This is a genomic window from Cellulomonas sp. P4_H12 (assembly GCF_056400905.1).
In genome coordinates this window covers 1-20,744 of sequence record NZ_JBFUKJ010000018.1, presented here as the reverse complement: position 1 = coordinate 20,744, position 20,744 = coordinate 1, and the positions used below count along the sequence as shown (strand labels likewise).

General features: G+C 73.5%; 19 protein-coding genes. 11 read left to right on the top strand and 8 right to left on the bottom strand.

The features are described 5' to 3' along the window. The first annotated feature begins 44 nt into the window (after positions 1 to 44). Positions 45 to 1,481, top strand: a complete 1,437-nt coding sequence (gene pyk, locus AC1DQC_RS11965) for a pyruvate kinase (protein ID WP_477051459.1) — start codon at positions 45 to 47, stop codon at positions 1,479 to 1,481. 61 nt (positions 1,482 to 1,542) lie between these two features. On the opposite strand, the gene AC1DQC_RS11960 is transcribed toward pyk, so the two are convergent. Then, on the bottom strand, positions 1,543 to 2,214 hold the full coding sequence (locus AC1DQC_RS11960) for an AIM24 family protein (protein ID WP_477051458.1): 672 nt from the start codon (positions 2,212 to 2,214) through the stop codon (positions 1,543 to 1,545). Between the two features lie 138 nt (positions 2,215 to 2,352). Between AC1DQC_RS11960 and AC1DQC_RS11955 the strand changes: the two genes are divergently transcribed. After that, on the top strand, positions 2,353 to 3,969 hold the full coding sequence (locus tag AC1DQC_RS11955) for an MFS transporter (RefSeq protein WP_477051457.1): 1,617 nt from the start codon (positions 2,353 to 2,355) through the stop codon (positions 3,967 to 3,969). On the opposite strand, the gene AC1DQC_RS11950 is transcribed toward AC1DQC_RS11955, so the two are convergent. Next, entirely contained in the window at positions 3,966 to 5,087 is a 1,122-nt protein-coding gene (locus AC1DQC_RS11950) for a class I SAM-dependent methyltransferase (protein ID WP_477051456.1), read from the bottom strand. The genes AC1DQC_RS11955 and AC1DQC_RS11950 overlap by 4 nt on opposite strands. A 236-nt stretch (positions 5,088 to 5,323) precedes the next feature. On the opposite strand from AC1DQC_RS11950, the gene AC1DQC_RS11945 reads away from it, so the two are divergent. Beyond that, positions 5,324 to 8,692 carry a S8 family serine peptidase gene (locus tag AC1DQC_RS11945; RefSeq protein ID WP_477051455.1) on the top strand — a complete coding sequence of 1,123 codons (3,369 nt, stop codon included), beginning with the start codon at positions 5,324 to 5,326 and terminating at the stop codon, positions 8,690 to 8,692. 46 nt (positions 8,693 to 8,738) lie between these two features. Here the strand turns inward: AC1DQC_RS11945 and AC1DQC_RS11940 are convergent, their stop codons facing one another. Further along, positions 8,739 to 9,485, bottom strand: a complete 747-nt coding sequence (locus tag AC1DQC_RS11940) for an alpha/beta fold hydrolase (RefSeq protein WP_477051454.1) — start codon at positions 9,483 to 9,485, stop codon at positions 8,739 to 8,741. Between the two features lie 48 nt (positions 9,486 to 9,533). Between AC1DQC_RS11940 and AC1DQC_RS11935 the strand changes: the two genes are divergently transcribed. Continuing rightward, on the top strand, positions 9,534 to 10,106 hold the full coding sequence (locus AC1DQC_RS11935) for a DinB family protein (protein WP_477051453.1): 573 nt from the start codon (positions 9,534 to 9,536) through the stop codon (positions 10,104 to 10,106). On the opposite strand, the gene map is transcribed toward AC1DQC_RS11935, so the two are convergent. Next, entirely contained in the window at positions 10,101 to 10,871 is a 771-nt protein-coding gene (gene map / locus AC1DQC_RS11930) for a type I methionyl aminopeptidase (RefSeq protein ID WP_477051452.1), read from the bottom strand. The genes AC1DQC_RS11935 and map overlap by 6 nt on opposite strands. A gap of 63 nt (positions 10,872 to 10,934) precedes the next feature. On the opposite strand from map, the gene AC1DQC_RS11925 reads away from it, so the two are divergent. Beyond that, the gene (locus AC1DQC_RS11925) at positions 10,935 to 11,231 is read left to right on the top strand and encodes a helix-turn-helix domain-containing protein (protein WP_477051451.1); all 297 of its coding nucleotides are present in this window, start codon (positions 10,935 to 10,937) and stop codon (positions 11,229 to 11,231) included. 40 nt (positions 11,232 to 11,271) lie between these two features. On the opposite strand, the gene AC1DQC_RS11920 is transcribed toward AC1DQC_RS11925, so the two are convergent. Then, a complete protein-coding gene (locus tag AC1DQC_RS11920) occupies positions 11,272 to 11,949 on the bottom strand; it encodes a hypothetical protein (protein WP_477051450.1) in 678 nt (225 codons plus the stop codon). Positions 11,950 to 11,980: 31 nt separating this feature from the next. Further along, on the bottom strand, positions 11,981 to 13,687 hold the full coding sequence (locus tag AC1DQC_RS11915; RefSeq protein WP_477051449.1) for an IlvD/Edd family dehydratase: 1,707 nt from the start codon (positions 13,685 to 13,687) through the stop codon (positions 11,981 to 11,983). Positions 13,688 to 13,745: 58 nt separating this feature from the next. Between AC1DQC_RS11915 and AC1DQC_RS11910 the strand changes: the two genes are divergently transcribed. Genes AC1DQC_RS11910 through AC1DQC_RS11885 form a run of 6 tightly spaced genes read left to right on the top strand, consistent with a single transcriptional unit; the run spans position 13,746 to position 18,983 of the window. After that, positions 13,746 to 14,507 (top strand): IclR family transcriptional regulator, encoded by a 762-nt coding sequence (locus tag AC1DQC_RS11910; protein WP_477051448.1) that lies wholly within the window; start codon positions 13,746 to 13,748, stop codon positions 14,505 to 14,507. Continuing rightward, positions 14,504 to 15,358, top strand: coding sequence for an SMP-30/gluconolactonase/LRE family protein (locus AC1DQC_RS11905; RefSeq protein WP_477051447.1), 855 nt, complete (start codon positions 14,504 to 14,506; stop codon positions 15,356 to 15,358). Before AC1DQC_RS11910 ends, AC1DQC_RS11905 begins: the two co-directional genes overlap by 4 nt. Positions 15,359 to 15,370: 12 nt before the next feature. Then, the gene (locus AC1DQC_RS11900) at positions 15,371 to 16,228 is read left to right on the top strand and encodes a fumarylacetoacetate hydrolase family protein (protein WP_477051446.1); all 858 of its coding nucleotides are present in this window, start codon (positions 15,371 to 15,373) and stop codon (positions 16,226 to 16,228) included. Next, positions 16,228 to 17,232 carry a zinc-dependent alcohol dehydrogenase gene (locus AC1DQC_RS11895; RefSeq protein WP_477051445.1) on the top strand — a complete coding sequence of 335 codons (1,005 nt, stop codon included), beginning with the start codon at positions 16,228 to 16,230 and terminating at the stop codon, positions 17,230 to 17,232. Before AC1DQC_RS11900 ends, AC1DQC_RS11895 begins: the two co-directional genes overlap by 1 nt. 3 nt (positions 17,233 to 17,235) lie before the next feature. Beyond that, a complete protein-coding gene (locus tag AC1DQC_RS11890) occupies positions 17,236 to 18,234 on the top strand; it encodes a zinc-dependent alcohol dehydrogenase (RefSeq protein WP_477051444.1) in 999 nt (332 codons plus the stop codon). Then, on the top strand, positions 18,231 to 18,983 hold the full coding sequence (locus AC1DQC_RS11885) for an SDR family NAD(P)-dependent oxidoreductase (RefSeq protein ID WP_477051443.1): 753 nt from the start codon (positions 18,231 to 18,233) through the stop codon (positions 18,981 to 18,983). Before AC1DQC_RS11890 ends, AC1DQC_RS11885 begins: the two co-directional genes overlap by 4 nt. Here the strand turns inward: AC1DQC_RS11885 and AC1DQC_RS11880 are convergent. Further along, on the bottom strand, positions 18,980 to 20,296 hold the full coding sequence (locus tag AC1DQC_RS11880) for an NAD(P)/FAD-dependent oxidoreductase (protein ID WP_477051442.1): 1,317 nt from the start codon (positions 20,294 to 20,296) through the stop codon (positions 18,980 to 18,982). The two genes, AC1DQC_RS11885 and AC1DQC_RS11880, sit on opposite strands and share 4 nt — an antisense overlap. 43 nt (positions 20,297 to 20,339) lie before the next feature. Then, a partial coding sequence (locus AC1DQC_RS11875; RefSeq protein WP_477051441.1) for a sigma-70 family RNA polymerase sigma factor family protein occupies positions 20,340 to 20,744 on the bottom strand: 405 nt, incomplete at its 5' end.

The following is a 20,744-nucleotide window of genomic DNA, read 5'->3' as shown; positions in this document are numbered from 1 at the left end:
CTTTCGGTCCGACCGTGAAAACACGAAAGGCATAGGCTCGCTTCATGCGTAGAGCAAAGATCGTCTGCACCATCGGCCCGGCGACGGAGTCCGCTGAGCAGATCCAGGCCCTCGTCGATGCCGGGATGGACGTGGCGCGGCTCAACCGCAGCCACGGCGACACCGAGGTCCACAAGAAGGTCTACGACAACGTCCGCGCGGCCGCGCAGGCGTCCGGCCGCTCGGTCGCCGTCCTGGTGGACCTGCAGGGCCCGAAGATCCGGCTCGGCCGGTTCAAGGACGGCAAGCACGACCTCGCGGTCGGCGACACGTTCACCATCACGACGGAGGACGTCGAGGGCACCAAAGAGCTCGTCTCGACGACCCACAAGGGCCTGCCGAACGACGCGCGCGTGGGCGACCCGATCCTCATCGACGACGGCAAGGTCCTGGTCCGCGTGACCGCGGTCGAGGGTCCCCGCGTGGTCACCCGCGTCGAGGTCCCCGGCCCCGTCTCGAACAACAAGGGCCTCAACCTGCCCGGTGTTGCCGTGTCCGTCCCTGCGATGAGCGACAAGGACGAGGAGGACCTGCGCTGGGCCCTCACCATCGGCGCCGACATCATCGCGCTGTCGTTCGTGCGCTCGGCGGAGGACTACACCGACGTCCGCCGGATCATGGAGGAGGAGAACCGGGTCGTCCCGGTCATCGCCAAGATCGAGAAGCCGCAGGCGGTCGAGAACCTCGCCGAGATCATCGCGGCGTTCGACGGCATCATGGTCGCCCGCGGTGACCTGGGCGTCGAGCTGCCGCTGGAGCAAGTCCCGCTCGTGCAGAAGCGCGCGGTCGAGCTGGCGCGGCGCAACGCCAAGCCGGTCATCGTCGCCACCCAGGTGCTCGAGTCCATGACGACGAACCCGCGCCCGACCCGCGCCGAGACCTCGGACTGCGCCAACGCGGTGCTCGACGGCGCCGACGCGGTCATGCTCTCGGGCGAGACGAGCGTGGGCGACTACCCGATCGAGACCGTGCGCACGATGGCGCGGATCATCGAGGCGACCGAGGAGCTGGGCCGCGAGCGCATCGCGCCCCTGGGCTCGACGCCGCACACGCGCGGTGGTGCCATCACGCGCGCGGCCGCCGAGATCGGCGAGACGCTGGACGTGAAGTACCTCGTCACCTTCACGCAGTCGGGTGACTCGGCCCGCCGCATGTCGCGGCTGCGCTCGGCGATCCCGCTGCTGGCCTTCACGCCGGTCGACGACGTCCGCAACGTCCTCTCGCTGAGCTGGGGCGTGCAGACGTACCGCGTGCCCTCGGTCGAGAGCACGGACGCCATGGTCAACCAGGTGGACTCGACGCTGCGCGCCCAGGGCCTGGCGGAGATCGGCGACTACGTCGTCGTCGTCGCAGGCGCACCGGTCGGCGTGGTGGGTTCCACCAACTCGATCGTCGTGCACAAGATCGGCGACGAGGAGAACGCGTCCGGCCGCGTGGCCTGACGCTGCGCACGTCTCGAACGGCCCCGGCGCACCGCGCGCCGGGGCCGTTCGGCGTCCCGGGTCAGTTCTGCGTCGGGAGCGGGTGGCCCTCGGACGCCTGCACGACGACGAAGCCGTTGCCCGACAGGCCGAGCTGGTAGGCCTCGCCCGAGCCCCGGCCGATCGCCGCCGACAGCTTGGCGGTCTTGCGCACCGTCGAGGTCAGCGAGGTCGACCAGAGCACGGCGGACTGGATGTCGACGAAGGTCGGGACGTCGACCTGCAGCACGACGGGCGTGCCGTACGCGGTGACCGCGAGGGCGCCGGACCCGGAGAACGTCGTGTTGAACAGGCCGCCGCTGAGCATCGAGGCGCCCTCGACGCGCTTGATGTCCCAGGTCAGCGTGCTCTCGAAGGCGAGGATGTTCGACCCGCTGACCGTGACGCTCTCGTCCTCGAGCTCCAGGACGAAGATCTCGTCGGCGTCCTGGGCGAGGAACACGTCGCCGCTGCCGGACACCTTCATGAGCTTCATGCCCTCGCCGGTGAACGCCTTCTTGAACATCTTGGTCATGCCGCCGCTGCCCTCGTAGGCGAAGTCGACGTCGCCCTGGTACGCGACCATCGACCCCTGCTTGGCGTAGAAGAACCCGCCCGTGCCGGCGAGATCGACCTTGAGCATCCGGGAGTTCTGGAGCACGAAGCTGCCGGGCTCGGTGGACCGTTCGGCGTTCTGCATCAGTGAGCTGCGCATGCATCGACCCTATCGACGGTGGTCCGGACCGCCCGTGGTGCGAGCCCGCCGCCCCCGACCTGCGACGACGTGGCGGCGCGACCCGCCGGGTGGTACCCATGAACCCCCGGCAGCGTGCCGGGCAGGACGGGGAGCCCCATGGCGCGCAGGACCGGCGGAGCGGCGGGGTTGGTGCTGTTCACGCTCGCCACCGCGCAGTTCCTCATGACGCTGGACAGCTCCGTGATGAACGTGTCCATCGCCCAGGTGGCCGCGGACGTCGGGACCACGGTCACGGGCATCCAGACGGCGATCACGCTCTACACGCTCGTCATGGCGACGATGATGATCACGGGCGGCAAGATCGGGAGCCTGATCGGGCGGCGACGCGCCTTCGCGATCGGGTGCGTGATCTACGCGTGCGGCTCGTTCGTCACGTCGATCGCGCAGAACCTGACGGTGCTCATCGTCGGCTGGTCCGTGCTCGAGGGCCTCGGCGCGGCGCTCATCATGCCCGCGATCGTCGCCCTGGTGGCCTCCAACTTCGTGATGGCGGAGCGCCCCCGCGCCTACGGGCTGGTGGCCTCGGCCGGCGCGATCGCCGTGGCCGCGGGACCGCTCATCGGCGGCTTCGTCACCACGTACTGGACCTGGCGCTACGTCTTCGCCGCCGAGGTCGTGCTCGTCATCGGGATCCTGGCGCTCACCCGCAAGATCGCCGACGCCCCGCCCGAGGAGCGGTTCCGACTCGACCTGGTCGGCTCCGCACTCTCGGCCCTCGGACTGGGGCTGGCCGTGTACGGCGTGCTCCGCTCCGGCGAGTGGGGCTGGGTGTTCACCCGACCCGGCGGCCCGTCGTGGCTGGGCCTGTCGCCGACCGTCTGGCTGGTCCTGGCCGGACTGGTGGTGCTGCGGCTGTTCGTCGCGTGGGAGCAGCACGTCACCGCCGCGGGCCGCGAGCCGCTCCTGCGTCTCGAGATGCTGCGCAACGCCCGGCTCGCCGGCGGCCTGACCATGTTCTTCTTCCAGTTCATGATCCAGGCCGGCCTGTTCTTCGTCGTCCCGCTGTTCCTGTCGATCGCGCTCGGGCTGACCGCGCTGCAGACGGGGGTGCGGCTGCTGCCGCTCTCGGTGTCGCTGCTCGTTGCCGCGGTCGGGATCCCGCGGTTCTTCCCCCGCGCCTCCCCGCGCGAGGTGGTGCGCTGGGGCCTGGTGGCCATGCTGCTGGGGATCGTCGTCCTCATCGGCGCGCTCGAGGTCGGTGCCGGCGCCGAGATCGTGGCCGTGCCGCTGCTGCTCGCCGGCTTCGGGGTGGGTGCGCTGGCCTCCCAGCTGGGCGCGGTCACGGTCTCGGCCGTGCCCGACGAGCAGGCCGGCGACGTCGGCGGGGTGCAGAACACGATGACGAACCTCGGCGCCTCGCTGGGCACCGCCGTGGCCGGGTCGATCCTCATCGCGACGCTGACGTCGACCCTGCTGGCCGGCCTCGGCGACAACCCGGCGGTCAGCGCCGAGGTCTCCGCGAACGCCCAGGTCCAGCTGGCGGGCGGCGTCCCGTTCGTGTCCGACGCCCAGCTCGAGACGGCGCTCGAGGAGGCCGGGCTGCCGACCGACGAGGTCACGGCGATCGTCGACGAGAACGAGTCCGCCCGGATCGGCGCCCTCCGGGGCAGCCTCGCCGCGCTCGCGCTGGTCGCGGCGCTGGCGCTGTTCTTCTCCCGGCTGCTGCCCGTGGTCTCGGCGGGCKCCGAGCCTGCGCCCGCGCGCGGCTCCTAGAGGTGCAGGCGGTAGAACCGGAAGTCGGGGTGCTCCACCGGCAGCACCTCGAGGCGGGAGAACCCCGCCGCCTCGGCGTACCCGGCCAGCACGCCGGGGCGCATCACCGTCCCGGTGCCCACCGCGCCGGGCGTGGACAGGGCGTCCGGTAGGCAGCACAGGATCGAGTACCCGTAGAGCAGGCGCTCCGTCGGGTCGGCGGGAGCCGTGAACGTCTCGGCCGTCCGCTCGTCCATGACCAGCACGTAGGCCCCGTCCCGCGCGATCGTGCGCATCGCCGTGAGCACCCCGACCGGGTCGGGCAGGTCGTGCACGCACTCGTAGGCCATCACGACGTCGAACGACCCGGCCCGGGACTCGCTCAGGGCGACGGCGTCGACGCACGAGTACGTCACGCGATCCTCGACCCCGTGCTCGACGGCGTGCCGCCGCGCGGCGTCCACCGACGGCTGATCGACGTCGAATCCCTCGAAGACGGCCCCGGGGAACGCCGTGGCCAGCCCGATGGACGACCAGCCCTCGCCGCTCCCGATGTCCGCGACGCGGGCGGGTCCGGTCAGGATCGCGTGGAGCTCGGGGAGCGTCGGCACGATCTCCTGGGCGAGCTGGTGCAGGAACAGCGGGCGGTTGACGGCCGACTGGGCGGCCCGCGCGTCGGGGCCGAGCTGCGCCCAGCTGACGCCGCCGCCCGTGCGGTACGCCTCGACGAAGTCGTCGAACCGCCGACCGATCGCCACCGCGAAGCCGGCCAGCGGCGCGGTGTGCGCGAGGCTGTCGGGGTCGGTGAGCACCTCGACGGCGCCGGGCGCGACGCGGAACAGGCGCTCCGTCCCGGCGACGTCCGCGGGGCCGTCGGCCAACAGCCAGCCGCCCGCCGCCTGCTGCTCGAGCCACTCGCGGGCGTAGCGCTCGTGCGTGGAGGTGCGGCGGGCGAGCTCGACGGAGGTCAGCGGGCCGTCGTCGACGAGAGCCTGGTACCAGCCGAGCGTGCGGCCGAGGTGGAGGGCGAACGTGTCCAGCGCGCCGAGCGTGGCCGCGGCCACCCGCTGGGCGAACACGTCGCTGCCGGCGTCGGGGGCGGGAGTCTCGAACAGGTCGCTCGTCCCGACGGTGCTCATGGCTCCTGTGGCTCCCTCGTCGCTTCCCCGGGGAGGCGGGAGCGACCGCGCGATGGGTCGTCGTCGACCCCGGCCGGTTCTGTGAGAGGTCCATCGTGGTCTGTCACAGACCGGTATTTCAAGGTATGTCCAAGGGACGAGGAAAAGGGTAGTTTGCCCCTCACGTGCGCAGAGCGTACTCACCGGTAGCACACAGCGAGGAGATCTCGATGGGCCGTCGCGGGCAACTTCGGGTCATGACCATCTGCGCGACGACGGTCCTGGTGACCGCCGCCGCCGTGTCCCCGTCGTTCGGGGCGTCACCGCCGGACCCGGCCCGCTACACCGCCACGGCGCTCGCGCCGGACGGGCCCACCATCGCGACCGCGAAGGCGCCCAGCGCGAAGATCGCCCAGAGCGACCCGGCCCTGCTGACGAGCACGGACCCCGCACGCACGACCATCATGGTCAAGCTCGACTACGACTCCGCGGCGGCGTACGAGGGCGGCGTCGACGGGTTGGCCGCGACGAGCCCCGAGGTCACGGGCCAGCAGCTGGACACCAGCGACCCGGCCGTGGCGAGCTACCTCGACCACGTCGACGGGCAGGCGGCCGAGGCGGAGGCGGCGATCGTCGCCGCCGTCCCGTCGGCCGAGGTGACCGGCACGTTCAACGTGGCGTACGGCGGGCTGGCGGTGACCCTGCCGGAGAGCAGCGCCAAGGACCTGCTCGCGATCCCCGAGGTCGCGGCGGTGCAGGTGGACGCGATCGAGCACGTGCAGGTCGACGTGGCCGCCTCMAGTGCCGGCTCGCTGACCAGCGCCGCTCCCGCGCTGCAGAACGGCACGTCGGGCTTCATCGGCGCGGAGAAGGTGTGGCCGTCGCTGGGCGGGCGTGACCACGCGGGCCAGGGGCAGATCGTCGGCGTCATCGACACCGGCATCTGGCCCGAGCACCCCATGCTCAAGGACGTCGGGCTGCCCAAGCCCGCGGGCGGCCCGTGGGCCTGCCAGTTCGGGGACGGCAGCGCCGACCTCGGTGCCGCGTTCACCTGCAACAACAAGCTGATCGGCGCGTACACGTTCCTCGCCACGAACCTCTCGGCCGGAGGCCTCGGCGCCGGCGAGTACTGCGTCTCGGCCGCCCGCTGCTCGGCGCGCGACGCCGAGGGGCACGGCACCCACACCGCCACCACCGCGGCGGGCAGCTACGTCGCCAGCGCGCCGATGCTCGGCACCGACCGCGGGCCCGTCAGCGGGATCGCACCGGGGGCCTCGGTCATCGCCTACCGCGTGTGCTCGTCCGGCGCCGGCTGCTACCAGTCCGACTCGGTGGCGGCGATCCAGCAGGCGATCCTCGACGGCGTCGACGTCATCAACTTCTCGATCAGCGGCGGCAACAACGCCTACTCCGACCCGGTGGAGCTCGCGTTCCTCGACGCCACCGCAGCGGGCATCAGCGTCAACGCCTCCGCCGGCAACGACGGACCCGGCGCCGGCACGGCGAACCACGCGGGGCCGTGGGTCACCACGGTCGGCGCGTCGACGTCGGACCGCGCGTTCTCCTCGACCCTGACGCTGACCTCGTCGGACGGCGCGACCTACAGCAAGGTGGGCTCGACGATCACGACGGGCGTCACCGCGGTGCCGGTCGTCCTGGCCACGGCCGTGCCGGGGTACACGGGCGGCGCGCTCTGCCAGGCGCCGTTCGCGGCGGGATCCCTCACGGGACAGGTCGTCGTCTGCCAGCGCGGCGTCAACGGCCGCGTCGAGAAGGGCTTCAACGCGGCCCAGGGCGGCGCCGCCGGGATGATCCTGTACAACCCCACGGCGAGCGACACGGAGACGGACAACCACTTCCTGCCCGCCATCCACCTGGAGGGTCCGAACGACGAGCTCCTGGCGTTCCTCGCGGCGCACCCGGGCGTCACGGCGACGTGGGCCACGGGCCAGGTCGTGGCCAGCCAGGGCGACGTCATGGCCGGGTTCAGCTCGCGCGGCCCGCTCGGCGACTTCGTCAAGCCGGACATCACCGCGCCGGGCGTGCAGGTGCTCGCCGGCAACACGCCGACCCCGGTCGACGTCGCGTCCGGCCCGCCCGGCCAGCTGTTCCAGGCCATCGCGGGCACCTCGATGTCGAGCCCGCACGCAGCCGGCGTCTCGGTGCTCGTCCGCGCGGCGCACCCGAGCTGGAGCCCGGCCCAGGTGAAGTCGGCCCTCATGACGTCGTCGCTGCAGGCCGTCACCAACGTGGACGGGAGCCCGGCCGGCGTGTTCGACCGCGGCGCCGGATCGATCCGCGCCGACCGCGCGGTCGCGCCGACGGTGACCTTCGGGTACAGCAAGCAGGCGATCAACGACACGCTGACCGACGCGCTGCACCGGGTCGACCTCAACCTGCCGAGCATCGCGGTCAACCCGCTGCCCGGCGCGGTGACCACGACCCGCACGGCCAAGAACGTCTCGGGCGCCACCCAGACGTTCAAGGTCACGGCCACGGGTGCGGACGGTCTGCAGATCACGGTGTCTCCGTCGACGTTCACGCTGGGCCAGAACGCCAAGCAGAAGCTGACCGTCCTCGTCGACGGGACGGCGACGACGGCGGGCTGGCACACGGGGCAGATCACGATCAAGCCCACGCGCGGCAACGCGGCGGTGCTGCCCGTCGCGGTGAACACGGGTGACGCGGGGATCACGCTCGCGCAGTCGTGCGCGCCGACCACCATCGCGCGCGGCGCCCAGACCAGCTGCACGGTCACGGCGACGAACACGCTCCCGGTCGAGGCGAAGGCCAAGGTCGTCGTCTCCTCGCTGTCCGGTCTGCCGATCACCTCGGTGACGGCACCGGCCCGCAAGACCGCGCTCGGTGCCGTGTGGAACGGGACCCTGAGCCCGTCGCTGGCCCCCACGATCACGTCGATCACCCCGGGTGAGACGCCCGGGGGCGGGTACCTGCCGCTGTCGCTCTTCGGCATCGCGCCGGTGGCCGGGGTCGGTGACGAGACGATCACCAACTTCACCGTCCCCGAGTTCAAGTACGGTTCCGAGGTCTACACGCGGATCGGCGTCGACTCCAACGGGTACGTGGTCGTCGGCGGCGGGACCTCCGAGGACAACAACTGCTGCGACGTGCAGACGTTCCCCAACCCGGCGCGGCCGAACAACGTGCTGGCGCCGTTCTGGACCGACCTCAACCCGACGCCCGCCGCCGGCCGTCCCACCGCAGTGCGGGTCGGCAGCCTGACGGACGGCGTGAACAGCTGGCTCGTCGTGGACTACGACTCGGTGCCCGAGTACGGGACGACCGCGCCGAACTCGTTCCAGGTGTGGATCCAGACCGGGTCGACGGAGAGCGTCTCGTACGCCTACGGCGCCCTGAGCACGGTCGCCAGCGCGCTCGCCGCGGGAGCCGAGAACCGGGACGGCACCAGCGGGCAGAACCTGACGCCCGTCGCCAACGGCCAGTTCGTCGTCACGACGGCGGGCCCGACGCCCGGCGGCTCGGTCACGTTCGGCTACACGGCCACCGGCGTCACCAAGGGGACCTACACCCTGGCGGCGCAGCTGACGTCGCCCCTGCTGCGGACCACCTCGATCGCGCCCGTCGCGGTCACGGTCACCCGATAGCGGACGACCGACGGGCCCGGCGTACGCGCCGGGCCCGTCGGCGTGCTCAGCGCAGGACGTCGCGGAGCGCCTGCACGACCACCGGCCAGGCGGCCGAGGCGGGGTCGATGAGCTCGAAGTGGCCGGTGGCCGGGACCTCGACCAGCCGGACGCCCGTACCCGCGCAGTAGCCGCGGGACACGCCGACGGGCACGGTGTCGTCGACCTCGCCGTGCACGACCACGGCCGCCGCCGCCGGGGCACCGAGCACCGCGGGGTCGGCCGCCGCGAACCGTTCGGGGACCTCCTCTGCGTGGCCGCCGAGGAGCTCGGCGGCGGCGCCACGGCTCAGGCCGAGCCGGTCGACGGCCGCCAGGTCCGCCRCGGGCGCGAGCGCGAYGACGCCGCGCACGCGCGGTGGGGCCTCCGCCCGTCCGGGCGCCCCGGACGGGAGCCGGTCGCGCAGCGCGGCCCACAGGGCAAGGTGGCCGCCCGCCGAGTGGCCGACGTACGCGACCGAGTCGAGGTCGACCCGGTCGGCCAGGGCCTCCTCGAGGGCGTCCACGGCCCGGGCGACATCCGAGAAGGTGGTGGGCCAGCCCCCGCCACCGCCGACGCGGCGGTACTCGACGTTGGCCACGGCGTAGCCCTCGGCGGTCAGCGCGTCGGCGACGACGCGCACGTGCTGGCGGTCGTAGGCGACCCGCCAGAAGCCGCCGTGCAGCAGGACGACGAGCGCCGGTCGCCCCGATGTCGTCGGGAAGGACAGGTCGATCACCTGGTCGGGATGCTCCCCGTAGCGGAGGCTCTGCACCGGTGGAGACTACCGACGGCCCGGCGTCGGGCACGGCATAGTGGCCGGATGGACGAGAAGGAGACCCTGCACCGCTACCTGCGCGCCCAGCGCGCCAGCCTGCTCAGCAAGCTCGACGGCCTCGGCGAGTACGACGTCCGGCGGCCCATGACCTCGACGGGCACCAACCTGCTCGGCCTGGTGAAGCACGTTGCCAGCGTCGAGCTCGGCTACCTCGGCGAGGTGTTCGGCCGGCCCGCCGACCGCGAGGTGCCGTGGTTCGCCGACGACGCCGAGATCAACGCCGACATGTGGGCGCCCGCCGACCAGACCCGCGAGGAGATCGTCGAGCTGCACCGTTACTCCGCCGCGCACAGCGACGCGACCATCGAGGCGCTGCCGCTCGACGCGCCGGGGGACGTGCCGTGGTGGGGGGAGCGGCGGCACGTGACGCTGCACCAGATCCTCGTGCACCTGTGCGTGGAGACCGCCCGGCACGCCGGCCACGCCGACATCGTGCGCGAGCTCATCGACGGCGCGGTCGGCCGGCGGCCGGACGACCCGAACATCCCGGCGATCGACTGGCCGGCCTACCGCGCGCGTCTGGAGTCCGCGGCCCGGGAGGCCGGCGGGGGCTCATGACGGCAGGGTCAGGATCTCGGCCCCGTCGTCGGTGATCGCGATGGTGTGCTCGCGATGGGCCGTGCGGCAGCCCGTCGCGCTGCGGAGCGTCCACCCGTCGGGGTCGGTGACCAGCTCGGCGGTGTCCACCATGGCCCACGGCTCCAGGGMGAGCAGCAGCCCCGGGCGCAGCACGTACCCGCGACCCGGCCGGCCGGTGTTGGGCACGTGCGGGTCCTGGTGCATYGTCGACCCGATGCCGTGACCGCCGAAGTCGGTGTTGACGGGGTACCCGGCCGCGGTCAGGACGGTGCCGATCGCGTGGGAGAGGTCGCCGACGCGCGCTCCGGGCCCGGCTGCGGCGATCCCTGCGCGCAGCGCGCGCTCGGTCGTGTCGATCAACGCGACGCTCTCCGGGGCGCCCGGTCCGCCCACGACGAAGCTGAGGGCGGAGTCGGCGGCAACCCCGCCCAGGGTGACGGCGAGGTCGAGGGTGAGCAGGTCGCCGTCGGCGAGCGCGTGGTCGTGCGGCAGCCCGTGGAGCACGGCGTCGTTGACGGAGGTGCAGATGTAGTGGCCGAACGGTCCGCGGCCGAAGGAGGGCGCGTAGTCGACGTAGCACGACTGCGCGCCGGCGTCGCCGATCAGAGCCTGCGCCCACCGGTCGATGTCCAGCAGGTTCGTGCCGACCGCGGCGCGGCTCCGGAGGGTCTGCAGGATGTCGGCGACGAGGGCGCCCGTGACGCGTGCGCGGTCGACCTCCGCCGGGCTCAGGATCTCGATCATGGCGAACCTCTCTCGTACCAATAACTATCCCGGTCATACTATCCCGGGACTAGAATCGGCGGCATGGTCCGTCTTCCGCACACCGCAGCCGAGGTCGAGCGGGGCCGGCGTCTCGGCGCCCTGCTCCGCCGAGCCCGGGGAGAGCGGTCGATGCTCCTGACCGCGCTGGAGGCTCGCGTCTCGCCGGAGACGCTGCGCAAGATCGAGTCGGGCCGGGTCGCGACGCCCGCCTTCCCGACGGTCGCGGCGATCGCCGAGGTGCTCGGCCTGTCGCTCGACGAGGTCTGGGCGGAGATCAGCCGGCCCGAGCACGGTCCGGCGGCGTCGGGTCTGGACGCGAGCACGGCGGTCGCGTCGTAGCTCCCGAACGGGAGGGGTGCTCACCCCGGGCTGACGGGCGTCAGCCGACCGGTGCGGCGGGATCGACCGCCGCGCGGCTGCGCGCCGGCGTCACCAGGATCGCGACGCTGAGCACCAGCACCCACACGGGGAACACGAGCTGCGCCCACTTGTACGTGCCCGCCGCGAGCAGCAGCACCAGGGCGACCGCGTAGCCGGAGAACGCGATGACGCGGTGGACGGTGGCCGTGCGGAGCGCGACGGTGCTCACGGAGAGCGTGAACACGGCCGCCATCCGCATCGCGTAGACCGACACCAGCGTCTCGGTGGTGCCCTGGCCGAACGCCCAGATGCCGGCGTCGAGCTGGGCGTCGGGGACCATCCGCACCAGCGTGGTCGCGGTCACGGCGCCCTGGAACAGCATCGCGAGGAACAGCAGGCCGCTGCCGAGGAAGACGGTGGAGAAGAGCCGGTCCTCGACGTCGCCTAGCTGGTCACGCACCACGCCGATGAACCAGAGGAACGCGATGCCGGCGAACGGGACGAGGTTGAGGGAGAGGCGGACCAGCGTCTGCCGGCTGTGGCTGAGCTCCGCCTGCTCGAGGTTCCCGCCCGCCACCCCGACCCGGAGCATCACCAGGGCGGCGACGAGCAGGACGCCGAACAGGATCCCCGCGACGGCGGCGGACCGCCGGCTGCGCCAGCGGCGCGCGGTGAGGACGGCGGCGGGTGTGGTCACGGGCTCATCCTGGCAGGGGCCGGTGCTGCGGTCAGTGGGACTCGCGCGAGACCCGGTCGCCGCTGCCGCCGACGAGGAAGTCGAGGTCCGCGCCGGTCTCCGCGCCCTGCACGGTCTCGACGTAGAGCTTCTCCCAGCCGCGCGTCGGTCGGGCCAGCGCGTCCACCAGGGCCGCGGCGGGCGTCCGGGCCTCGAGGTCCGCGTCGACGGAGAGGCTGCGGCCGGCGACGTCGAGCGTGATGAGGTCGCCGGTGCGCACCAGGGCGAGCGGCCCGCCCGCCGCGGCCTCGGGCGCCACGTGCAGCACGACCGTGCCGTACGCCGTCCCGCTCATGCGGCCGTCGCACACCCGGACCATGTCGCGCACTCCCTGCTGCAGCAGCCTGGTCGGGAGCGGCAGGTTGGCCACCTCCGGCATCCCGGGATAGCCGCGTGGCCCGCAGCCGCGCAGCACGAGCACGCTGTCGGCGTCGACCTCGAGGTCGGGGTCGTCGATGCGGGCGTGGAGGTCCTCCACCGAGTCGAAGACGACGGCGCGCCCCCGGTGCTGGAGCAGGTGCGGTGACGCGGCGGCGGGCTTGATGATGGCGCCGGCGGGCGCGAGGTTGCCGCGCAGGACCGCGATGCCGGCGTGCGGCTGCAGCGGCTCGGCGCGCACGCGGATCACGTCGGGGTCCCAGATCTGCGCTCCGGCCAAGGAGTCGACGAACGGGGCGCCGGTCACGTCGACGGCCGTCGGGTCGAGCAGGTCGACCACCTCGCGCAGCACCGCCGCCAGGCCGCCCGCACGGTAGAGGTCCTCCATCAGGTACGTGCCCGACGGCTGGAGGTTGACCAGCAGCGGCACGTCCGCGCCGATGCGGTCGAAGTCGTCGAGCGTGAGCGGCACGCCGAGCCGCCCGGCGATCGCGAGCAGGTGGACCACGGCGTTGGTGGACCCGCCGAGCGCGGCCAGCGCGACGATGGCGTTGCGGAACGAGCCCGCCGACAGGACCCGGCTCGGGCGGCGATCGGCGGCGACCATCTCGACCACCAGGCGCCCGGTCTCGTGCGCGCGGCCGAGCAGGCGGCTGTCGGGCGCCGGGATGCCCGCGGTCCCCGGGAGCACCGTGCCGAGCGCCTCCGCGAGCAGCCCCATCGTCGACGCCGTGCCCATGGTGTTGCAGTGCCCGCGGCTGCGGATCATGGACGACTCGGAGTCGAGGAACGCCGCCTCGCTCAAGGTCCCCGCCCGCACCTCCTCGCTGAGCCGCCACACGTCGGTGCCGCAGCCGAGCGGCACGCCGCGGAAGGTGCCGGTGAGCATCGGCCCACCCGGGACGACGACCGCGGGGAGGTCGACCGACGCGGCCGCCATGAGCAGCGACGGGATGGTCTTGTCGCAGCCGCCCAGCAGGACGACACCGTCGATCGGGTTGGCCCGCAGCATCTCCTCGGTGGCCATCGCGGCCATGTTCCGCCAGAGCATGGCGGTCGGCCGGACCTGCGTCTCGCCCAGCGACACCACGGGCAGGTCCAGCGGGATCCCGCCTGCCTCCCAGATGCCGCGCTGCACGTGCTCGGACACCTCGGTCAGGTGCCGGTTGCAGGGCGTGAGGTCGGACGCGGTGTTCGCGATGGCGATGTGCGGCCGGCCGGAGAACGCCGACTCGGGCAGGCCGCGCCGCATCCAGGCCCGGTGGATGTAGGCGTTGCGGTCGCGTCCCTCGTACCACTGCGCGCTGCGGAGCTCCGGCATCTGTCTTCCATCTATCGGAACGCTGGATGGACATGTGGAACATGGGTACGGTACCCCCATGGCGGCCGACGGCGCAGGCACCCTCGTGGGGTCGGATCGCGTGCTCGGGATCCTCGCCGAGCTGGCGCGGCACCCCGACGGCATCACGCTGGACGACATGGCCCGCGCCGCCGCGAGCCCCAAGCCCACCGTGCACCGTGCGCTCGCGTCGCTGGGCCGCTTCGGGTTCGCGGCGCGCGACGGCCGAGGGCGGTACGTGCTGGGCGACGAGTTCCTGCGCCTGGCGTTCGCGCACCACGAGGCCCGACCCGACCACGTGCGCATCACCCCGGTGCTCGCCGAGCTGGCCGAGCACTACGGCGAGACGGCGCACTACGCGGTCCTCGACGGCGACACCGTGGTCTACCGCTCCAAGGTCGACCCGCCGTCCGGGGCTGTCCGGCTGACGTCGACCGTCGGCGGCCGCAACCCGGCCCACAGCACGGGCGTGGGCAAGCTTCTGCTCGCCTGGGAGCTGCCCGACGACGACGCCGTCGCGCGATGGGTGGGGGACCGCACGCTGGAGCGACGCACCGACCGCACCCTGACCACGGCCGACGCCCTGACCGCGGAGCTGCGCGCGATCCGGGCGCAGGGCTATGCGGTCGACGACCAGGAGAACGAGCCGGGCATCGTCTGCGTGGCCGTGCCCGCGTTCCTCACGTCGCCGACGCGCCCCAGCGGGGCCGTGAGCCTCTCGGCGCCGCAGTACCGCACGCCGCTCGCCGACCTCGTGGCTGCACTGCCGGCCATCCGGGCCACGCTCGAGGCGCACCGGTGAGCCCCGCCCGCTGGACCGCCGCGGTTGCGTCCGACGAGGTCTACGGCCTGGGGGAGGGCCCGCTGTGGGACGGGCCGCGCCGGCGCGTCCTCTGGGTCGACATCGACGCGGGCACCGTGCACGAGGGCCGGCTCGACGGCGACCGCGTCGTCCCGGTGCGCAGCACCCACGTGGACCGCACCGTCGGGGCCGTCGTCGCCTCGGCCGACGGACAGCTGCTGGTCGCCGGCGCGCAGCGCACCTTCCCCGGCGGTGCCGTGACCGAGGGGCCCCGCCGGCTCAACGACGGCGCGTGCGACCCCGCCGGCAGGTTCCTGGTGGGCACCCTGGCGCTCGACGGCGAGGACCGGGGCCAGCAGCTGGTCCGGATCGAGCCCGGCGGGTCCACCACCGTGCTGGACGACGACCTCGGCCTGTCCAACGGGCTCGCGTGGAGCGTCGACGGCGGTCTCTTCTACTCCACCGACACCACCGGCCGGGTGATCCACGTCCGCACCTACGACGCGTCGACGGGTGCCGTCGGCCGCCGGCGGGACTGGCTCCGGTTCGACGACGAGTCGCCCGACGGGCTGTGCGTCGACGCCGAGGACCACCTCTGGATCGCGATGTGGGGCGGCAGCCAGGTCCGCCGCTACACGCCCGCCGGCGAGCTGGTCGGGATCCTCGACGTGCCGGCGCCCCACACCACGAGCGTCGCGTTCGTCGGCGACCGGCTGGACCGCCTGCTCGTCACGTCGGCGACCGCCGAGCTCTCGCCGGCCGACCGCGCGGCACACCCCGACTCGGGCCGGCTGTTCCTCGCGCACGTCGGCGTCGCCGGGCACCCGGTGACGCCCTGGTCCGGCCCCTGACTGGAGACCCTCATGCACCTGATGCGCCTCGGACCGCACGGAGCCGAGCKGCCTGCCGTCCGCGTCGACGACGAGAGCTACGTCGACGTGTCGGACGTCGTGCACGACGTCGACGGCGCCCTCCTGGCGACCGGGCTCGACCCGCTGCGTGACGTCGTCGCCGACCGCGTCGCCGCCGGCCGGGTCGAGCCGCTGCGGGGGCTGCGGATCGGTGCGCCGATCGCCCGGCCCCACCAGATCCTGTGCATCGGCCTCAACTACCGCGACCACGCCGCCGAGACGGGGCAGGCCGTGCCCGACGAGCCGATCCTGTTCACCAAGTCGCCGAACACGCTGGTCGGGCCGCACGACGACCTGCGGCAGCCCCGCGGCTCGACCAAGCTGGACTGGGAGGTCGAGCTCGGCGTCGTGATCGGGCGGCGCGCGAGCTACCTCGAGGACCGGGACGCGGCGCGCGGCGTGATCGCGGGGTACGTGGTCTGCAACGACGTGAGCGAGCGGGCGTTCCAGATCGAGCGCGGCGGGCAGTGGTCGAAGGGGAAGTCGGCGGAGACCTTCAACCCCGCGGGACCCTGGCCGGCGACTCCCGACGAGATCGAGGACGTCCTCGACCTGCGCATGTGGCTCGACGTCAACGGCGTCCGGCGGCAGGACGGCAGCACGTCGACCATGGTGTTCGACCCGTACGAGATCGTCCGGTACCTGAGCCAGTTCATGGTGCTGGAGCCCGGCGACCTCATCAACACCGGGACGCCGCCCGGCGTCGGCATGGGGCTGCGGCCGCCGGTCTACCTCCAGCCCGGTGACGTCGTCGAGCTGGGCATCGACGGCCTCGGCGCCCAGCGCCAGGTCGTGGTGGCGCCGCGCTGATGCGGGCGTTCGTGCTGACCGGTCCGCGCGCCGGGGAGGTGCAGGAGGTCGAGGCGCCCGTGGCCGCGGCCGGACAGGTGGTGGTCGACGTCGAGCGGGTGGGCGTCTGCGGCACGGACGTCGAGTTCTTCACCGGCGAGATGCAGTACCTGGGCACCGGCCTCGCCGAGTACCCGCTGCGACTTGGGCACGAGTGGTGCGGGACCGTGTCCGCCGTCGGACCGGACGTGGATCCCGCCTGGGTGGGACGGCGGGTCACTGGCGACACCATGCTCGGGTGCGGGCGGTGCGCACGGTGCCGCGCCGGTCGCCAGCACGTGTGCGCGGACCGCTTCGAGATCGGGATCAGCGGGGGCTGGCCCGGCGCCCTCGCCGAGCAGCTGCCGGTGCCCGTCACCGCGCTGCAGCCGCTCCCCGACTCGGTCGACGCGACGCTCGGCGCGCTGGTGGAGCCCGGCGGCAACGCCTTGCGCGCCGTCCGCGGTGCCGCCCTCGAGGCCGGCGAGCGGCTGCTCGTCCTCGGGCCCGGCGCCATCGGCCTGCTCGCGGCGCAGATCGCCCTGGCCCAGGGCCTCGACGTGCACCTGCTGGGTCGTAGCGCCACCTCGATGGACTTCGCCCGGTCGATCGGTTTCGACCAGGTGTGGACCCGCGCGACCCTGCCGGACCTGCCCTGGGACGCCGTCCTCGACGCGACGAACGGTGCGGCGATGCCCGCGCTCGCGGCCGAGCTCGTCGAGCCCGCGCGGCGCGTCGTCTACATCGGGCTGTCCACCGAGCCGAGCCTGGTCGACACCCGGCTGCTGGCGCTCAAGGACGTCACCGCCGTCGGCGTGCTCAGCGCGTCCGGCGGCCTCGCGGGGATCGTCGACCTCTACGCCTCGGGCGCGGTCGACCCCCGGCCGCTCGTCGCCGCGACCGTGGGGCTCGACGACGTCGCCGACGTCCTGGGCGGGCGCTCCTGGGGCGCGGCACCGAAGATCCACGTCGACCCGAGGGGCTGAACCGTGCGCGCACTCGTCTTCCGCGGACCGTGGGACCTGGCGGTCGAGGACCGGCCGGAGCCGTCACCCGGGCCGGCCGACACGCTGMTGGAGATCCTGGCCACCGGGATCTGCGGCTCCGACCTGCACGGATACACCGGCGACACCGGACGTCGGCACCCCGGGCAGGTCATGGGCCACGAGACCGTCGGCCGCGTGCTCGAGGACCGGACCAGCACCTACGCGCCCGGCTCGGTGGTGACGGTCAACCCGGTGCTCGGGTGCGGCCGGTGCGCGGCGTGCACGGCTGGCCAGGCACAGCGCTGCCCGCAGCGGCGCGTGATCGGCGTCCAGCCCGAGCTCAGCGCGGCGTTCGCCGAGCGCATGGTCGCGCCCACGCGCAACGTCGTCCGGCTGCCCGACGGCACCCCGCCCCACCTCGGCGCGCTCGTGGAGCCGCTCGCCGTCGGGTTCCACGCGGTGCAGCGCGGGGGCTTGGGCGCGGACGACGAGCTTCTCGTCATCGGTGGCGGACCCATCGGCCAGGCGGTCGCGCTGGCCGCGCGGCGGCTCGGCGCCACGGACGTCGTCGTCGCCGAGCTCGACGCGCACCGCCGCGACCTGCTGACGCGTCTGGGGTTCACCGCCGTCCACCCCGACGCCCTCGGTGGCCGCCACCCGACGCTCGTCGTCGACGCCGTCGGGTCCAGCCGCACGCTCKGCACGGCCCTCGAGGTGTCGGCGCCGGGCGCGCGGATCGTCCTGGTCGGCATGGCGGCGCCGACCGTGGAGCTGGCGGCGTACGCGGTCAGCACCGGCGAGCGCTCGATCGTCGGCACGTTCTCCTACGACGACGCCGCGTTCGTCGACACCGCCGCGTGGGTGGGCGCCCACGCTGACTCGCTCGAGCCGCTGGTGGAGGCCCACGTCGACCTCGACCACGCGCCCGACACCTTCCGCGCCCTGGCCCGGGGCGAGCTCACCGCCAGCAAGGTGCTGGTCCACCCGCAGGAGAGACCATGACCGACTTCGCCGGACTGACCGCCATCGTGACCGGCGGGGAGAGCGGCATCGGCGCCGCGACCGTCGCCCTGCTCCGGGCGCGCGGCGCGCGGGTGGCCAGCCTCGACCCGACCGCTGGCCCGCACTCCGCGAGCGACCTGGGCGTGGTCTGCGACATCTCCGACCGCGCGTCGGTCGACGCGGCCGTCGCGCGGGTGGTCGACGCGTTCGGCGGCCTCGACGTGCTGGTGAACAATGCCGGGATCGGCGCGGTGGGGGACGTCACCGCGAACGACGACGCCGAGTGGACGCACGTGCTCGACGTCAACGTGGTGGGCACCGCCCGGGTGTCCCGTGCGGCGCTGCCGCACCTGCGCGCGTCGGGCAGCGCCGCGATCGTGCACACGTGCTCGATGGTGGCCGCTGCCGGCTACCCGCAGCGCGCCCTCTACTCGGCGAGCAAGGGCGCCATCGCTGCGCTCACGCTGGCGATGGCCGCCGACCACGTGCACGAGGGGATCCGCGTCAACGCGGTGCTCCCCAGCACGACGCAGACCCCCTGGGTCGAGCGGCTCCTCGCGGCCGCGGACGACCCGCCGGCGGCGGCCGCCGCGCTGCGCGCGCGCCAGCCGATCGGGCGCCTGGTGTCCGCCGAGGAGGTCGCGTACGCCATCGCCTACCTGGCCAGCCCGCTCGCCGGGTCCACCACGGGCACGCTGCTGGGCGTCGACGGGGGCGCGGTCGGGGTGCGGGTACCGCCCCGGAGCTAGTCGGGAGCGCCGCCGCGGACGAACGCGTCGCGGGGGTGCTGGACGTTGGCCAGCGACACGATGTCGCGCCCGAAGACGCCCATCGACAACCACCCGGCCAGCACCCGGATCTTGCGCTCCCAGGTGGGCACGGCCAGCACGTGGTAGCCCCGGTGCATGAGCCAGGCCGGCAAGCCCTTCACCACGATGCGGTGGTACTGGAAGATGCCGTGCCCGACCCCGAGCGTCGCGACCACCCCGAGGGTCGGGTGCACGTAGTCCTTCGTCTGCTGCCCGCGCAGGACGGCCGCGATGTTCCTGGCGAGGTGCCGGCCCTGGCGGACCGCGTGCTGGGCGTTCGGCACGGTGCGCCGGCCCGGGAGGTCCGCGGCGAGGTCCGGGACGGCGGCGTCGTCGCCGGCTGCCCAGGCGTCCGGCACCGGCGCGCCGCGCGGGCCGACCCGCAGGTCCGCCCCGACCAGCAGGTACCCGCGCTCGTCGACCGGGAGGTCGGTGTTGCGGGCGACCACCGGGTTGGCGGCGTTGCCGGCGGCCCACACGATCAGCTCGGAGTCGAACTCCTCGCCGGTCGAGAGCACGACGTGCCCGTCCACGGCGGACACCAGCTGCGTGCTCAGGTGCACCCGGGCGCCGCGGGACTCGAGGTTGCGGACCACCCACCGCCCGGGACCGTCGGTCACCTCGGGCAGGATCCGGCCCGCGGCCTCGACCAGGTGGAAGGCGAGCTCCGTGGCACTCAGCTCCGGGTAGGAGCGCAGCAGCACGGTGGCCAGCGACAGCAGCTCGCCGAACCCCTCGACGCCGGAGAACCCGCCCCCCACGAACGTCACCGTGAGGAGCCGCCGACGCTCCGGCCCGGCAGGGAGCACCGACGCGCGGTCGAACGCCGTCAGCAGCGCGTCGCGGATGGCGACCGCCTCCTCGACGTGCTTCATGCCGATCGCGTTCTCGGCGACGCCCGGGATGGGGAAGGTGCGCGTGACGGCGCCCGCGGTGACGACGACCAGGTCGTAGGCGAGCTCGAGGTCGTCACCGTCGGGCGGTCGGATCACGACGGTCCTGCGCGCGTGCTCGACCCTGACCACCTGCCCGGCGATGACGCGCGTGCGCTTGAGGTGCCGGCGCAGCGAGACGGCCGCGTGGCGCGCCTCGATCGAGCCGGCCATCACCTCGGGCAGGAACGGCTGGTAGGTCATGTACGGGCGCGGGTCGATCACGGTGATCCGCGCCTCGTCGGGACGCAGCGTCTTCTCCAGGTTCCATGCGGCATAGAAGCCCGAGTAGCCACCGCCGACGACAACGATCCTCTTCACGCTCACACCCTCTCGACCGGGCCGGGCTCCGGAACGTGACACCTCAGGCCGCCGGCGCGAACTGCCGCAGCTTGGTCGGGCTGGTCACGATGAACACGCGGTCGATGCCGCGGTCGGACGCGTCGACCGCCAGCAGCGCCTCCGCCTGACCGTCCGCGGACGTGACCAGCAGCGCCGACCCGCCGTTGGCGTCCACGATCCGCAGGGTCGACTCGTTCCAGTACTTGCGCAGGATGTTGTCCAGCAGCGTCACCGTCCGGGCGCGGCCGTGCAGCTCCACGCGCGCGGCGTGCACCTCGCCGCCGCCATCGGGACGGACGACGACGTCGTCGGCCAGCAACCGCTCGAGCTCGGCGAGGTCGCCGCCGCGGGCGGCCGCGACGAACGACTCGAGCAGCCGCCGCCGCTCGGCGGGCGGCGCGGGCGCGGCGCGGTCCTGMTCGAGCCG

Bases quoted from the DNA above. Each gene is read 5' to 3' on its own strand.
- AC1DQC_RS11960 (WP_477051458.1), bottom strand. From the start codon at position 2,214: ATGCGCAGCTCACTGATGCAGAACGCCGAACGGTCCACCGAGCCCGGC.
- AC1DQC_RS11925 (WP_477051451.1), top strand. From the start codon at position 10,935: ATGGTCCGTCTTCCGCACACCGCAGCCGAGGTCGAGCGGGGCCGGCGT.
- AC1DQC_RS11935 (WP_477051453.1), top strand. From the start codon at position 9,534: ATGGACGAGAAGGAGACCCTGCACCGCTACCTGCGCGCCCAGCGCGCC.
- AC1DQC_RS11895 (WP_477051445.1), top strand. From the start codon at position 16,228: ATGCGGGCGTTCGTGCTGACCGGTCCGCGCGCCGGGGAGGTGCAGGAG.
- pyk (WP_477051459.1), top strand. From the start codon at position 45: ATGCGTAGAGCAAAGATCGTCTGCACCATCGGCCCGGCGACGGAGTCC.
- AC1DQC_RS11885 (WP_477051443.1), top strand. From the start codon at position 18,231: ATGACCGACTTCGCCGGACTGACCGCCATCGTGACCGGCGGGGAGAGC.
- AC1DQC_RS11950 (WP_477051456.1), bottom strand. From the start codon at position 5,087: ATGAGCACCGTCGGGACGAGCGACCTGTTCGAGACTCCCGCCCCCGAC.
- AC1DQC_RS11910 (WP_477051448.1), top strand. From the start codon at position 13,746: ATGGCGGCCGACGGCGCAGGCACCCTCGTGGGGTCGGATCGCGTGCTC.
- AC1DQC_RS11915 (WP_477051449.1), bottom strand. From the start codon at position 13,687: ATGCCGGAGCTCCGCAGCGCGCAGTGGTACGAGGGACGCGACCGCAAC.